This is a genomic window from Burkholderia pyrrocinia (assembly GCF_001028665.1).
GTDB lineage: Bacteria > Pseudomonadota > Gammaproteobacteria > Burkholderiales > Burkholderiaceae > Burkholderia > Burkholderia pyrrocinia.
In genome coordinates, this window is sequence record NZ_CP011503.1 from 2,089,908 (window position 1) to 2,104,555 (window position 14,648).

At 67.1% G+C, this 14,648-nt stretch carries 15 protein-coding genes, 1 tRNA gene and 1 riboswitch; of the genes, 7 read left to right on the plus strand and 9 right to left on the minus strand.

The features are described 5' to 3' along the window. The first annotated feature begins 21 nt into the window (after positions 1-21). Both ABD05_RS09565 and ABD05_RS09570 read left to right on the plus strand, forming a co-directional pair. Positions 22-1,176 carry a beta-propeller fold lactonase family protein gene (locus tag ABD05_RS09565; protein WP_148669068.1) on the plus strand — a complete coding sequence of 385 codons (1,155 nt, stop codon included), beginning with the start codon at positions 22-24 and terminating at the stop codon, positions 1,174-1,176. Positions 1,177-1,253: 77 nt separating this feature from the next. Further along, positions 1,254-3,578, plus strand: a complete 2,325-nt coding sequence (locus ABD05_RS09570) for an NHL repeat-containing protein (RefSeq protein ID WP_047899911.1) — start codon at positions 1,254-1,256, stop codon at positions 3,576-3,578. A 207-nt stretch (positions 3,579-3,785) separates the two neighbouring features. On the opposite strand, the gene ABD05_RS09575 is transcribed toward ABD05_RS09570, so the two are convergent. From ABD05_RS09575 to ABD05_RS09615, 9 genes are all read right to left on the minus strand, one after another. Next, positions 3,786-3,862, minus strand: a tRNA-Lys gene (locus ABD05_RS09575). 129 nt (positions 3,863-3,991) lie between these two features. Then, positions 3,992-4,741, minus strand: a complete 750-nt coding sequence (ybgF, locus tag ABD05_RS09580) for a tol-pal system protein YbgF (protein WP_047899912.1) — start codon at positions 4,739-4,741, stop codon at positions 3,992-3,994. 19 nt (positions 4,742-4,760) lie between these two features. Next, positions 4,761-5,270, minus strand: coding sequence for a peptidoglycan-associated lipoprotein Pal (gene pal / locus ABD05_RS09585; RefSeq protein WP_047899913.1), 510 nt, complete (start codon positions 5,268-5,270; stop codon positions 4,761-4,763). A 17-nt stretch (positions 5,271-5,287) separates the two neighbouring features. Next, positions 5,288-6,583: a Tol-Pal system beta propeller repeat protein TolB gene (tolB, locus tag ABD05_RS09590; RefSeq protein WP_047899914.1), complete on the minus strand. Its 1,296-nt coding sequence runs from the start codon at positions 6,581-6,583 to the stop codon at positions 5,288-5,290. A 111-nt stretch (positions 6,584-6,694) separates the two neighbouring features. Then, positions 6,695-7,741 (minus strand): cell envelope integrity protein TolA, encoded by a 1,047-nt coding sequence (gene tolA, locus ABD05_RS09595; protein ID WP_047899915.1) that lies wholly within the window; start codon positions 7,739-7,741, stop codon positions 6,695-6,697. Then, positions 7,738-8,187: a protein TolR gene (gene tolR / locus ABD05_RS09600; protein WP_034182823.1), complete on the minus strand. Its 450-nt coding sequence runs from the start codon at positions 8,185-8,187 to the stop codon at positions 7,738-7,740. Before tolR ends, tolA begins: the two co-directional genes overlap by 4 nt. A gap of 10 nt (positions 8,188-8,197) precedes the next feature. After that, positions 8,198-8,875, minus strand: a complete 678-nt coding sequence (gene tolQ, locus ABD05_RS09605; protein WP_047899916.1) for a protein TolQ — start codon at positions 8,873-8,875, stop codon at positions 8,198-8,200. 130 nt (positions 8,876-9,005) lie between these two features. Next, on the minus strand, positions 9,006-9,491 hold the full coding sequence (ybgC, locus tag ABD05_RS09610; protein WP_047899917.1) for a tol-pal system-associated acyl-CoA thioesterase: 486 nt from the start codon (positions 9,489-9,491) through the stop codon (positions 9,006-9,008). 109 nt (positions 9,492-9,600) lie between these two features. After that, positions 9,601-10,347, minus strand: a complete 747-nt coding sequence (locus ABD05_RS09615) for an SDR family NAD(P)-dependent oxidoreductase (protein WP_047899918.1) — start codon at positions 10,345-10,347, stop codon at positions 9,601-9,603. A gap of 180 nt (positions 10,348-10,527) precedes the next feature. Continuing rightward, positions 10,528-10,628: riboswitch (ZMP/ZTP riboswitch) on the plus strand. A gap of 137 nt (positions 10,629-10,765) precedes the next feature. Between ABD05_RS09615 and glyA the strand changes: the two genes are divergently transcribed. The 5 genes from glyA to ABD05_RS09640 all read left to right on the plus strand — a co-directional run bounded on the left by glyA (position 10,766) and on the right by ABD05_RS09640 (position 14,446). Beyond that, entirely contained in the window at positions 10,766-12,013 is a 1,248-nt protein-coding gene (gene glyA / locus ABD05_RS09620; RefSeq protein WP_047899919.1) for a serine hydroxymethyltransferase, read from the plus strand. A gap of 6 nt (positions 12,014-12,019) precedes the next feature. Continuing rightward, positions 12,020-12,499 carry a transcriptional regulator NrdR gene (nrdR, locus tag ABD05_RS09625; protein WP_006476792.1) on the plus strand — a complete coding sequence of 160 codons (480 nt, stop codon included), beginning with the start codon at positions 12,020-12,022 and terminating at the stop codon, positions 12,497-12,499. Positions 12,500-12,652: 153 nt separating this feature from the next. Beyond that, on the plus strand, positions 12,653-13,216 hold the full coding sequence (locus ABD05_RS09630; protein WP_047899920.1) for a GspH/FimT family pseudopilin: 564 nt from the start codon (positions 12,653-12,655) through the stop codon (positions 13,214-13,216). Next, positions 13,216-13,623: a type IV pilus modification PilV family protein gene (locus ABD05_RS09635; RefSeq protein ID WP_141684972.1), complete on the plus strand. Its 408-nt coding sequence runs from the start codon at positions 13,216-13,218 to the stop codon at positions 13,621-13,623. Before ABD05_RS09630 ends, ABD05_RS09635 begins: the two co-directional genes overlap by 1 nt. Next, on the plus strand, positions 13,613-14,446 hold the full coding sequence (locus ABD05_RS09640) for a type IV pilus assembly protein (RefSeq protein ID WP_047899921.1): 834 nt from the start codon (positions 13,613-13,615) through the stop codon (positions 14,444-14,446). The genes ABD05_RS09635 and ABD05_RS09640 overlap by 11 nt, the downstream gene beginning before the upstream one ends. Positions 14,447-14,648 lie beyond the last annotated feature (202 nt).

Genomic DNA, 14,648 nt, shown 5'->3' on the forward strand with positions numbered 1-14,648 from the left:
CCATTTTCCGGGAGTAAAAGAGTGAGAGTCGATTTCAAGCCGCGGGTGCTGCACCGGGCCGTGCTTTCCGTGGCGCTTGCGATGCTGGCGGCCGGCGCGTGTGCGCAGACGGAGCCCGCCGCGACGACGGCCGCGACGCCTCCTGCGCCGGCCGTCATTGCGGTCGGTAACGGGCCGGCCGGCATGGCGTTCGGGCCGGACGGCAAGCGGCTGTACGTCACCAGTAACAGCGACAACACCGTCGCAGTGATCGATGTGGCGGTCGGGCAGCGCATGCGCGACCTCGGCGAGCGACCGGCCAAGGCGGTGAAGGATGGTTGTCCCGACAATTTCTGCCGCGGGATGGGGGCGACGGGCATCGCGATCGCGGCCGACGAGCGCCATGCGTATGTCAGTTCGATGCGTCCCGATTCGCTCGCGAAGCTCGACCTCGACAGCGGGCATGTCGACGGCGTCGCGAAGGTGCAGCGCTTTCCGCAGGCGGTCGCGATATCGCCGGATGGCACGCGCGCGTACGTGCTGAACGTGGTCGCCAACTCGGTATCCGTCGTCGATCTCGCGACGTTCCGCTCGCTCGGTAAGCCGATCGCGCTGAGCGGCGGGAACGCCGGCAACCAGCCGTTCGGACGGCCTGCCGCGCTCGCGCTGTCGGCAGACGGACGGCGCCTGTTCGTCACGAACGGCGTGGCGGGCGGCATCGACGCATTCGATACGCAGACGCGCGCGCAGGTCGGCACGATCGCCGATGCGGACGCGTTCGACGTGGCGGTCGAACCGGGCTCCGGCGACCTGGTCGCGCTGTTTCGCGACGGCATCGCGGCCTACGACGCGAACACGCTGAAGCCGCGCCAGGCCGCCCAGTATTGCCGCGCGCTGACGAGCTACCAATTCGCGTTCAGCCCGGACGGTCGCCTGGTCGCGCTCAGCCTGCCGCAGGAGAACACGGTGCTGGTCGCCGATCGTGCAACGGGCATGTTGCGCGCCGCCTACCGCACCGGCGAATGGCCGCTTGCGCTGGCGTTCAATCCGGACGGCAGCCGGCTCGCGGTGCTCAATGCGAGCCAGGCCGGCAGCGTGTCGCTGTTCGATGTACGCGATCCGGGGCGGCTGGCCGACTATGTGGCCGCCAGCGGCGAGCTGTTCTGTCGGCCGGCCGCGCAGGCCGCGGCGCAATGAATGACAGGAACCGGCCGGCTTGCCCGCGCAATGCGCGGGCCAGCAGTCGGCGCGAACGGAATGGCAAGGAGAGGAAGATGATCCGGAATGCAAACGGGTTCGGTGTGCGCATCGCGACCTGCGCGGCCGTGGCCGTGCTGCTGGGCGCGTGCAGCAACTTTCCGCCGGCAGGCGGGCCGTCGCTCGAGTGGGTGGCCGGCACGCCCGGCTCGGAAGGCAATCTCGACGGTGCCGGTACGGCGGCCCGTTTCGCCGGCGACCTGCGGCTGCATGCCGACCGGGACGGCGGCGTGCTCGTGGTGGACCGGTACGCGTCGACCGTGCGGCATATCGATGCGCAGGGCCATGTGACGACGCTGGCCGGCCGCAGCGGTGTGCGCGCGTATCTGGATGGCGCGTCTGCCGCCGCGCGGTTCGACCAGCCGGGCGATGCCGTGCGCGCACCGGACGGCACCGTCTACGTGGCTGACGCCGGCAACGCGCTGGTGCGCGCGATCCGGCCGGACGGCACCGTTGCCACGATCGCCGGCGTGCCGGGCAAGCCGGGCGATGCCGACGGCCCGCGCGGGGTCGGCCAGCTCGATCACCCGGACGCCATCGCGCTGGACGGGCAGGGCCGGCTCTGGACGCGCGAACGCTATTCGGGCCATGTGCGTATCGTCGGCGCCGACGGATCGGTGGCGACGTGGAAGCAGCCCGACGGCGATTGCACACCGTCCGGGATCCGCGCGATTGCGGCTAGCCCGGACGGGGCGATCTGGGTCACCGACGGCAAGACGTTCGGCCGCGTGACGCCGAACGGCTACACGCCGTTGTCGTCGTGCAAGACGGCCGACGCGCCGGACGATGTTACGGCGGCGGCCGCGTCGGCACGTGTGCCGCCGGAGCCGGGGCCGGTCGCGGCACTGGCCGGAAGCGTGCCGTTCATCGGCATGGCACCGGTGAGCGAGAATGACAAGCCGGCCGAAGCAAGCGATGCGCGCGACGATCCCGACTACATCGCGCTTGCGTTCGATGGCGCGGGACAGATGATTGCGGCCACGGCGCGGTCGATCGCGGCGATCGGTGCCGACGGCAAGCCGGGCGCGACCGTGCGCATCGCACAGCCGGCGTTGCAGCGCGGGCGCTCGGACGATCGCGACCTGACGTCGCTGGCAATCGACGGATCGGGCCGCAGGCTGGTGGCGACGGGCAGCGGCCAGGTCGTGCTGCAGGCGGCGTCGGACGGCCGCCTGCTTGCCTACGCGGGCGTGAGCAACCGCAGCGATGCGCGGCTGGTGACCGATGCGGCCGACGTGAAGATCGCGCGGTTGCCGGGATCGGTCGACGACGATTTCGCGGTGGCCGCCGACGGCACGATCTACTACGTCGACCGGCTGGACGATGCGATCTACCGGATCGCGCCGGACGGCAAGAGCGAGCTGTGGGCCGGTGCGCCGGACGACGAGGGGCGCAACGACGGGCCGCGCTTGAAGGCGCGTTTCCGCTATCCGTCCGGGCTCGCGCTGGACGCGTCGGGCAACCTCTATGTCGCCGACAGCGGCAACGCGCGGATCCGTCGTATCGACCCGCAGGGCAACGTGCAGACAGTGAGCGGCAAGGCCAGCGACGAGACGCGGGTCGACGGCCCGTTTGCGCAGGCGACGTTCTGGCGGCCGCGCTATCTGCGTTTCGATCGCGATGGCCACCTGTACGTGCTGGACGACAGCCCGTACGTGGCGGGCCGCGGTGCGAGCATCCGCCGGCTCGATTTCTCGACGGGGACGGTCGCGACGGTCGCACGCGAGGCGCAGCAATACAAGATTCCGCGCGAGGACGTCGAACGCTTCGTCACGAGCGGGCGGATGCCCGGCAGCTACGAGGATCTGGCGGTCGGCCCGCAAGGACAACTCTACGTGTTGAGTCGCGACGTGATCTGGCAGATCGACCCGGCGACCGGCGCGCACCGCATCCATTTCCTGCCCGGACCGTGGCCGGCCGCGGAGCACGCGTACTACGGCGCGCTGGCGAACGCGAAGTCGCGCGACGAGGAAGACCGGCTGACGAACAACCTGATCAGTTGCGACTGGACGTGGTGCATGCCCGACCGGATCGCGGCCGATGCGAGCGGCAACGTGTATGTGAGCGACCGCGGAAACCATACCGTCCTGCGGATCGATGCGAAGGGCGATGCGGCGGTGATCGCCGGGCAGCTCGGGTTACGCGGCAATCGGCCGGGTACGTTGCCGGGGGCGCTGAATCGTCCGGCGGGGATGGTCACCACGCCGAACGGCGATCTGTTCGTCGAGGTCGGTGACGAGGGGATCGTGCGATTGCGCGCACCGGGTGCGGCAGTGGCGCAGGTGCCGGTTGCGGCGGCGACGTCGGAGAAGGCCGTGGAGGCGAGCGCGCGACAGCCGTGACGGACGGAGCAAGCGACGCTTGCAGGTGCGGTTACGCTGCGCCGGCGAGCGTCGCTGCCCTGGCAGACCGGCGCATGACGTCGAACGGTGCGCGGTGCGCTTTCAACGGAGCGCCCATCGCATTGAGGGAAGGGACGTGTTGTTCGGCAAGGCGACAGACGCAAAAAAGCCTCCGCGAGGGAGGCTTATTGCACTATCGAAGATAGTTGGTAGGGTGGGAGGGACTCGAACCCTCGACTCTCTGATTAAAAGTCAGATACTCTAACCAACTGAGTTACCACCCCACGTTCTCAAAAACTGCTCGAGAACAAAAAAACGGCTTCAGGTTGTAGCTGATGCGGCTTGGCTAGCGACCCAAAGAGCAAAAGATTATAGCGACGGATTTTCGGTGAGTCAACAATCCGCCACGATAATTATTTGATCGTTTCGAGCTTGCCCTGTGCCGTCTGCGCCGCGTTCGACCCGGCGTACTGCGAAACAACCTGTTCGAACGTCTTCTTCGCAGCCGCCTTCTGGCCTTGTTCGAGCTGGTTCGTACCGATCGCCACGAGTGCATCGGCCGCGCGCGGGTGCTGCGGGAACTTGCTCACGATCCCTTGCCACGTCGCCGTCGAACCGCGGTAGTCGCGCAGCGCGTATTGCGCATTGCCGAGCCAGTACTGCGCGGTCGGCTGGTAGGGGCTCTGCGGATACTTCGCGATGAAGCTGCGGAACGAGGCCGCCGCCGCCTTGAAGTTGCCGTTGCGGAACTGCTGCTGCGCCGCGCTGAGCGCATCCGTTTCACCGGGCTGCACGGTGCCTTCGACGCCATCGATCGTCGCTTGCTGCGGCTCGAACTTCTTGAGCCGCGTGTCGAGATCCTGGTAGTACTCCTTCTGCTGCCGTTCGAGCGTCGTCAGCCGGTTCGTCAGGTCCTCGTTCTCGCCGCGCAGCGTCGCGACCTGCTGGTTAAGCTGGTCGAGACGGCCGGATTGATCGAGGATCGTACGCTGGGCGGCGGACAACTGGCTCGCCAGGTTGTCGGTCTTGCTGCGCAGGTCGAGCACGGCGCGGCGCGCTTCGTTGTCGTCGAACACGCCGGCGTGCGCCGGCGCGGCCGACCACGCCGCGCCGACGACGCAGAAAGCTGCGGCTGCGCGCAGCCAGGTTACACGGTGCGTCATACGGCGATTCTTCCGTTACTTACTGTTGGTAGACGAGGTCGGCGCGACGGTTCTGCGCCCACGATGCTTCGTCGTGACCCGCTGCTTGCGGCTTTTCCTTGCCGAGGCTCACGGCTTCCATCTGCGAATCGTTCACGCCGAGCAGCGCCATTGCGCGACGGACGGCTTCCGCACGCTTCTGGCCCAGCGCGAGGTTGTACTCGCTCGTGCCGCGTTCGTCGGTGTTGCCCTGGATCAGCACGTGGCGCTGCGGGTGGTTCTTCAGGTACTGCGCGTGCTGCTGCATCAGCGGCTGGTACTCGTCCTTCACCGAATAGCTGTCGAAGTCGAAGTAGATGCTGCGCTTCGCGAGCGGGCTGTTCGGGTCGTTCAGCGGATCGACGTTCACTTGCGCGACGTTGTCGGCGCTCGGCTGCGTGCTGACTGCACCCGCGTTTGCCTTGTCGTCGAGCTTCACACCCGACTTGCACGCTGCGAGCGCGCTGATCATCATCACGGCCAGGGCCAGACGAGCCTTATTCGACATCATGGTTACTCTCCTTGTGGTCATTGCATGAAGGGCCCCCACGACGGCTCACGAACGGAGCCGCCCTGGACGGACAGGATTTGCGGCGGCGCGCTGCCGTCGGAGGGCACTGCAGCCAGAACGTTGCGACCACCCGACTGGGTAGCGTACAGAAGGTACTGGCCGTTTGCCGCGAAGCTCGGCGATTCGTCGCGATTCGTATTCGTGATGGCGTTCGCCGCGCCGGATTGCAGATCCTGAACGTACAGCTTGAAGCCCCCACCGGTGCGGGAGATGTAGGCGAGCAGCTTGCCGTCCGGGCTCACACGCGGGCTCGTGTTGTAGCTGCCGGTGAAGGTCACGCGCTGCGCGGCACCGGCGCTTTCGCCCTGTGCGGGCATCCGGTAGATTTGCGGCGCGCCGCCGCGATCGCTCGTGAAGTAGATCCAGCGGCCGTCCGGCGAGTAGAACGGCTCGGTGTCGATCGAGCTGCTCTGCGTGAGACGGCGCAGGCCGCCGCCGGTCGAGTTGACCGTATAGATTTGCGTATTGCCCGTGAGCGACAGTGCGACGGCAAGCGTGTTGCTGTCCGGCGACCACGCCGGCGCGCTGTTGTTGCCCTTCTGGTCGGAGACGATGTAGCGGCGGCCGGTCGGCAGGTCGTGGATGTAGACGATCGGCTTCTTGCGCTCGAACGACACATACGCGACCTTCGTGCCGTTCGGCGACCAGGCCGGCGAGATGATCGGCTCGGTGCTCGACAGCGCGATGCGCGGGTTCTGGCCGTCCGAATCCGAAATCTGCAGCTGGTAGCGGTTACCGGTCTTGATCACGTAAGACAGGCGCGTGGCGAATACGCCGCGCACGCCGAGCAGCTTCTGGTAGATGTAGTCGGCGATCTTGTGGCCGGCCGTGCGCAGCGTGGTGTCGGTGGCCGTCAGCGACAGGCCGCCGAGGCTTTGCTGCTTCACGGTGTCGTACAGGATGAAGTTGACCTTGTACTGGCCGTTCGCCTCGCGGTTCACGCTGCCGGCGACGAACGCATTCGCGCCCTTGGCCTTCCATGCGCCGAGATCGACCGATGCGGTCTCAGGCACGGGCGTGCTGCCCGCGTCGATGTTGGTGAATTTGCCGCTGCGGGCGAGGTCGGCGCGGACGATCGACGTGACCTGCTGCGGCAGGCCTGCCTCGTTCGCGAAATTCGCGGTGGCGATGGGGAACTGGGTCGAGCCGACACCGGTGATCAGCACGTTGACCTGGGCATTAGCGGCGCTGCCCGCCGCAATCAGACACGAGGCCACGAGTGCCCTGAAACCTAGCTTTGTCATCAAACTCATGCTTCTTGCTTCCCGTATGACTTGGATCGCTGCGCAACCGCAGAGAGACAGTAAAAATACCCGATTCGTTCCCGTCTGACAGTGACGCCCGGAGTGTAAGCGTATTTCCTTTCACTCCGCCGCCTTGAAGGTAATCGTAATGTCAGACGGGGTACGACCGTTAGAATCGGGCGGCAACGGGACCGATGCGTGGATCGCACTGACCACGGCTTGATCCCACCCCGAATTCCCGCTGGAGCGGGAGACCGATGCGCTCAATACGTCACCGGACGGCGTGCACCGAATCTTGACGACGGTGGTCAGGCCTGCTCGCTCGCCGCCCCAAACGATGTTCGGCTTGACGCGGCGGCGCACCTTGTCGGCATAGCCGGGCGTTGCGGCATTGCCGCCGGAGCCCGTGCCCGTGCCGCTTTTCGCGAGGCCTTCGCCGCCGCCTTCGCCGGCACCGGACAGGCCCTGCATCTGCGCGAGACGCGCGCTGCGTTCGCGGTCGAGCTTCGCGTTCGCCGCCGCCTCGGCCTTCGCGCGCGCCGTGGCTTCGGCCTTCGCCTTGGCCTGGGCTTCCGCCTTTGCCTTCGCGGCTGCCTCGGACTTCGCCTTCGCCGCCTGCTGCGCTTCGAGCTGCGCCTGCTTCTGCTGCTGGAGTTTCTGCTGTTCGAGCTTCTGCTGCTCGGCGAGCTGCTGTTGCTTGAGCTTGTCTGCCTGCTTCTGCCTGTCGCGTTCCGCGGCCTTTTGCGCGGCGAGCGCGGCAGCCTGTTGCGCCGCGAGCTGCGCGCGCCGCGCGTCCTCTTCCTGGGCCTTCAGTTGCTGCGCGCGGCGCTGCTGCTCGAGCAGCGCTTCGCGCGCGGCCGCTTCCTGCTGCCGCTTCTTCTGCTGCAGCGCGATGTCGGCTTGCTCGTCGCGCACCGGGGGAGGGGGCGGCGCGACCTTCGCGGGCGGCGTCACGACCGGCCGCGGCGCGGCGACGTCGGGCACTTCGGTCCACAGCTCGGCTTCGGCGCCGGCCGGCGTGCTGTTCTGCCACTGCACGCCGTGATAGAGAAACAGCGCGAGCAGCACGTGCATCAGCGCGGCGAGCGCGAATGCGCGCCAGGTGCCGCGCTCGCGGGGAGGCTGAGGCGGATAGCCGGTGCTGCGCGTGGATTGCTGCCGGTTCATTGCGATTTGACGAGGAGACCGACGCGCTTGACGCCGCGCGCCTTCAGATCCGACATCACGGTCATGACCGCATCGTACTGCACGGTCTTGTCGGCCGCGATCACGACCGGCTGGTCGGGATGATCGGCCTGCCGCGCCGAGATGAAGCCGTCGAGCTCGGCCTTCGTCATCGTGTCTTCCTGGGTCGCGCCCGAGTCGCCCTTGTACTTGACGCTCATCGTGCGGTCGGCCTTGATGTTGACGACGACGGGCGGTGTCTGCTCCTGCGGCGCGGCATTGCCGACGGTCGGCAGGTTGATGATCGACGGGGCGACGAGCGGTGCGGTGACCATGAAGATCACGAGCAGCACCAGCATCACGTCGATGTACGGCACGACGTTGATGTCGGCCATTGCGCGGCGCGAGCGGCCGCCGCGCATGCTGGATCGGATGGGACTTCCTGCCATGGCGTGCTCCTTACTGGGCCTGACGCTGCAGGATGTTCGAGAACTCTTCGATGAAGGTCTCGAAGCGGATCGCGAGGCGGTCGATGTCGTGCGCGTAGCGGTTGTACGCGACCACCGCCGGAATCGCGGCGAACAGGCCGATCGCGGTGGCGACGAGCGCCTCGGCGATGCCCGGCGCGACGTTCGCGAGCGTTGCCTGCTGCACGTTCGCGAGGCCGCGGAACGAGTTCATGATCCCCCAGACCGTGCCGAACAGGCCGATGTACGGGCTGACCGAACCGACCGATGCGAGGAATGCGAGGTTCGCTTCGAGCACGTCCATTTCACGCTGGAACGACGCGCGCATCGCGCGGCGCGCACCGTCGAGCACGAGGCCCGGGTCGCTGAGGCGCTTTTCCTTCGCCTTCAGGAATTCACGCATCCCCGATTCGAAGATGCGCTCGAGCGCGCCGATCGTGTGGCGGTTGTTGGCCGCGCTCTGGTACAGCGCCTGCAGGTCGCCGCCCGACCAGAAGTCCCTCTCGAAGCGTTCGGTCTGCGCGCGTGCGCGGCGGATCGCAAACCACTTGCGGAAGATGAAGGTCCACGACATCACGGACAGCAGCAGCAGCAGCCCCATCACGGCCTGGGCCAGCACGCTCGCGTTGAGGACGAGGGAAATGATCGACAGGTCTTGAGAAGTGTTCATAGAGGTTTGAGTAACGTCCCTTCGGGGCGCCCGGTATGCGTGCGGCGCGGCGCGCCGGCCATGCCTGGCGCCGAACCTTGCTTAGTATCGAATCAGGACGGCAAGTTCATAGGCTTTGTCTAAACGGCGCTCATGCGAGCTTCGTTGACAGTACAGTCTGCCCGGCGTCGATGACGGGCCCGCGGTGCAGCGCGTCGAGCACGGCCGGCGGGATGGCCGCGGGCCGGATACCGTTACGGTCGACGCAGCCGAGCCGGATATGTCCGGCCACCAGCAGCGTGTCGCCACACCAGGCTTCCTGCGTGAATTCCACCGATGCACGGCCGATGCGTCCGGGCCGGCTCGTGATCGCCAGCGTGTCGTCGAGTCGCGCCGGCGCGCGGTAGTCGAGCGACGTGCTGCGGACGATGAAGATCGCGCCGGTATCGTCGGCGAGCTGGCGCTGGTCGATGCCGCATGCGCGAAGCCACTCGGTGCGGGCGCGCTCGAAGAACTTCAGGTAGTTGGCATAGAAGACGATGCCGCCTGCGTCGGTATCCTCGTAGTACACGCGCACCGGCCAGGTAAAGCCGGAACGCGCTTCCGGGGAGCGGGTAGGCTGAGTCATGGCGCGCATTCTACCGGAACGCAGGAGCCTGATTCGTAACCGTTTCGTAACGGAATGTAGTACGAGGTAGCACACCGCGGGCCGGCCCGACGGCCGGGCCGCGGCTGTGCGCGATGTGTCAGCCGCGATGGATCGTGAGGCCGGCCGGTGCCTGGGCGACCGGCATCATCTCGATCGTGTTGATGTTCACGTGTGCCGGGCGCGTCGCGATCCAGTAGATCGTGTCGGCGATGTCCTCGGACGTGAGCGGCTGGACGTTCTGGTAGACGTTTGCCGCCTTCGCGTCGTCGCCGCGGAAGCGGACGTTCGAGAATTCCGTGCCGCCGCACAGGCCCGGCTCGATGTCGGTCACGCGCAACGGCGTGCCGATCAGGTCGGCGCGCAGGTTCAGGCTGAATTGTCGGACAAAAGCCTTGGTTGCGCCGTATACGTTCCCGCCCGGATACGGATAGGTGCCGGCCACCGAACCGAGATTGAAGATATGGCCGCGGCCGCGCTCGATCATGCCGGGCAGCAGCGCGTGCGTGACGGTCACGAGGCCCGAGCAGTTCGTGTCGATCATGGTCTGCCATTCGTCGAGGCTGGCCTTGTGGGCCGGCTCGACGCCGAGCGCGAGGCCGGCGTTGTTGACGAGCACGTCGAGCGCCGCGAATTCGGCGGGAAGGGCGGCCGGCACGGCTTCGACGGCCGCGCGGTCGCGCACGTCGAGCTCGAGCGGCAGAAGGGCATCGCCGAGTTCGGCGGCGAGCGCATCGAGACGATCCTTGCGGCGCGCGGTCGCGACGACGCGGTGGCCTCCGTTGACGAAGGCACGGGCGATGGCGGCGCCGAAGCCGGCGGACGCGCCTGTGACGAACACGATCATTGCTGCTCCTGGTCGGTGACAAATTAGCGGGTGGTATCCCGCAAGCCTACTGAGATTGCCGCACCGCGGCAAGGCGGCAAAGCGTTTCGGCACGGGCGCGTAGAGTCTGGCCCCAATTGCTTCCGGCGTACTGCCGTGCGGTTGCCTATTCATGACGCATCCAATACACTAACGCGCTCATCACCCCTGCGTGACTGGCGATAGAACCCTTCGGGTTCAAGGTGGAGCATCCCACCGTGAAGCGCGGGGCGCCGTTTTTGCCGTTCGCCTGGGCAGCCGTTGTGTGCCGTCGCGTGCATCGCCGGTGGCTGTCCTGCTTCGCGTCATACGGATTCTTCCGCCACGTCGAGCTGGTCCCGCCAGCAGCGCACCGTACACGGCCACTCCGGTCAACCTGTACACACTTAACGGAAACCGTATGTTTGACAGAGCCCAAAGCACCATCGCGAACGTCGATCCCGAAGTCTTTGCAGCGATCGAGCAGGAAAACCGCCGCCAGGAAGATCACATCGAGCTGATCGCGTCGGAAAACTACACGAGCCCGGCCGTGATGGCCGCACAAGGCTCGCAGCTCACGAACAAGTACGCGGAAGGTTATCCGGGCAAGCGCTATTACGGCGGCTGCGAGTACGTCGACGTCGTCGAGCAACTGGCGATCGACCGCGTGAAGCAGCTGTTCGGCGCGGAAGCGGCGAACGTGCAGCCGAACTCGGGTTCGCAGGCGAACCAGGGCGTGTTCTTCGCGATGCTCAAGCCGGGCGACACGATCATGGGCATGAGCCTCGCGCACGGCGGTCACCTGACGCACGGCTCGCCGGTGAACATGTCGGGCAAGTGGTTCAACGTCGTGAGCTACGGCCTGAACGAGAACGAAGACATCGACTACGACGCGGCCGAAAAGCTCGCGCAGGAACACAAGCCGAAGCTGATCGTCGCGGGCGCATCGGCGTTCTCGCTGAAGATCGATTTCGAGCGTCTGGCGAAGATCGCGAAGTCGGTGGGCGCGTACCTGATGGTCGACATGGCGCACTACGCAGGCCTGATCGCGGCCGGCGTGTACCCGAACCCGGTGCCGCACGCGGATTTCGTGACGACGACGACGCACAAGAGCCTGCGCGGCCCGCGCGGCGGCGTGATCCTGATGAAGTCCGAGTACGAGAAGCCGATCAACTCGGCGATCTTCCCGGGCATCCAGGGTGGCCCGCTGATGCACGTGATCGCGGCGAAGGCAGTGGCGTTCAAGGAAGCGCTGTCGCCGGAGTTCAAGGCATACCAGGAAAAGGTGGTCGAGAACGCACGCGTGCTGGCTGAAACGCTGGTGAAGCGCGGGCTGCGCATCGTGTCGGGCCGCACCGAAAGCCACGTGATGCTGGTCGACCTGCGCGCGAAGAACATCACGGGCAAGGCAGCGGAAGCGGCGCTCGGCGCGGCGCACATCACGGTGAACAAGAACGCGATCCCGAACGACCCGGAAAAGCCGTTCGTGACGAGCGGCGTGCGCCTGGGCTCGCCGGCGATGACGACGCGCGGCTTCGGGCCGGCGGAAGCGGAACAGGTGGGCAACCTGATCGCCGACGTGCTGGAGAACCCGGAAGATGCAGCGACGATCGAGCGCGTGCGCGTACAGGTCGCCGAGCTGACCAAGCGTTTCCCGGTCTATCGCTGAGCGACGATGCGCTGCCCGTTCTGCCGGCATGACGACACGCAGGTCGTTGACTCGCGCGTGTCCGAAGATGGCGCCGCGATCCGGCGGCGCCGCCGCTGCTCGGCTTGCGACAAGCGCTTCACGACGTACGAGCGGGTCGAGCTGTCCCTGCCGTTCGTCGTGAAGAAGGATGGCAGCCGCACGGAATTCGACCGTCGCAAGATCGTCGCCAGCATGCAACTCGCGCTGCGCAAGCGGCCGGTTGCTGCCGACGCGATCGACGCGGCGGTCGCCCGCATCGAATACCAACTGCTCGCGACAGGCGAGCGTGAAGTGCGTAGCGAGAAGCTCGGCGAACTCGTGATGAACGAGTTGCGCGGCCTCGATACGATTGCCTATGTCCGCTTTGCATCGGTGTATCGCCGGTTCGAGGACGTTTCCGAATTTGCCGACGTGATCGAAGAGTTCCGTCGCGCCTCTCCCGCCAAGACTCCGCGTAAGCGCTGACGCGCTGCGTCCGTTCATCGTCTTCTCCGTTGGTCCAGTTCGCGCCGATTGTGTCGGTCGCGATCGCATGTCGCCAGTCGGCCGTTCGGCTAATGGCGTGCTTCCGCACGCGTCGCTACAGTCGTCGCATTACCTTGGCGGAGGACGACTGCGATGGGACTGCGCTATCCATCCTTGAAAAAAGTAGTGCGACGCTCGAGCGGGTTCACGCTCGTCGAGTTGATGGTCGCAATCGCGCTGGCGGCCGGGCTCGCGCTCTATGCGGCGCCCGCGTTCGACCAGTGGCGCATGCACGAACGCGTGGATGCGCGCTCGCTTGCGTTGCTCGGGGCGCTGTCGTTCGCACGTACCGAGGCGACGCGTCTCGGCGTGCGCGTCACGCTGTGTCGGGCCGGGAACGACGGCACCTGTCTGCGTGCCGGTGAGCGGTGCGATCCGGCCGAATGGTCATGCGACTGGCTCGTCAGTGGGCAATTCGACGGGCAGTCGCGCGTGCTGCGACGTTATCCGCGCGATGCCGAAGTGGCCGTCGCGGGCGCTGCACACGATCTGGCTTTTGCGCCACCGGTCGGTCAGGCGATCGGCGGAATCCGGCGTTTCGAATTGCGTCCGCGACGCGGCCCGTCCGGAGCCGACGACGCACGTGCGTCGCGTTGCGTGCGGATTGCGGCGGGCGGCCGCGCGCGCGTTGTCGCCGGCCGTTGCGACGCGGCGTGATGGCCATGCGCAACGCAATGCACGGCACGTCGCTGATCGAGGCGATGCTGGCCATCGCGCTGCTCGCCACCGTGATGCTGGCGGTGGCCGGCAGCCAGCTCGCGATGGCGCGCACGCAACGGGCGACGATCTGGCGTGAACGCGCGCTGTGGCTGGCCGATGCGCGTGTCGAGCGCTCGCGCGCCGGCGCGCGAGCCGACGACGGTCTAGCGGCGCTGGCGGCTGCAGCGTTGCCCGGCGGCGCGATGTCGCTCGACGACGGGCCGGGCGGCGTCCGGTACGCGATTGTCGGCTGGCGTGGCGGCAATGCAGCGGCGTCGCCGCGATGCGAAGCCGCAGGTGCGTCGGCGCAGCCGCCGTCGTGCGTCCGGATTCCGTTTCGGGAGGCTGGTGCAGATGAACGTTGATCGCCGCATGCGTGCACATACGCTGCTCGAAGTGCTGATCGCGATGACCGTCGGTCTCCTCGTGCTCGCGGCGGCCGGTGCGCTGTACCACGCGCAGCGTGTTGCGCAGCGGCGCGCGGAGGACGGGTTCCGGATGCGCGATGCGGCCGGCACCGCGCTGATGCTGATCGGCCAGCAGCTCCAGATGGCAGGATTCCGGCCGCTCGATGCCGAAGGCGCGTCATCGTTGCCGCCGGTGTTCGGCTGTTCGATGGCGCGCGTGCGAGGCGACGGCGCGCAGGTGCGCTGCGAGCCCGTACGCGCTTCGTCGGACGCGTTGCTGATCCGGTACGTCGGCGATGCCGTGTCGACGTGGCCGACGGTGAGCGGCCAGGTGTCGGATTGTCTCGGGCAGGGTGTCGGCGTGTCGGGCGAACGAGTGCAGGTGGAGAACCGCTTCGATGCGCACGTCAGCCCGTCGACGGGCGAGCCCGAACTGTACTGCGAAGGAAACGGCCGTCCGGGCACGCCACAGCCGGTGGTGTCGGGAATCGATCAGTTGCGCGCGCGTTATCTTCGTCGCGGCGGCATGCAGTTCGTCGATGCCGAAGCAATGCGTGTCGACGACTGGCGCGATGTGGTGGCCGTGCATGTCTGCGTGCGGGCGCGCGGCGAACCGATGCGCGAGCCGGCCCGTCAAGTCGACTGCGATGGTCGCGCTGCGGTTGCACAGGACGGCCGTGCACGTTTGACGCTGCATCGCGTCGTCGCGTTGAGGAATGCAGCGGTCGCATTCGGCGACATGTTGCGCGACGGAACGCACGCGCGCGAGGTGTTGCGATGAGCGAAGCAGGGCGGTACGCGCGGGAGATATCGCGATGCGTTGCGGCAGGCAACACGCATGGGCGCGTTGCGGCGAACGGCGACGAATCGCGTCAGGCCGCGCGCACGGGAGCCGTGGCGACGAGCCTGCGCGAGCCGTGCATACGTTTCCGGTCAGCCGGTCGCGACTGGCGTCGCGACGCGGGCCTTGCATTGCCCGCGGT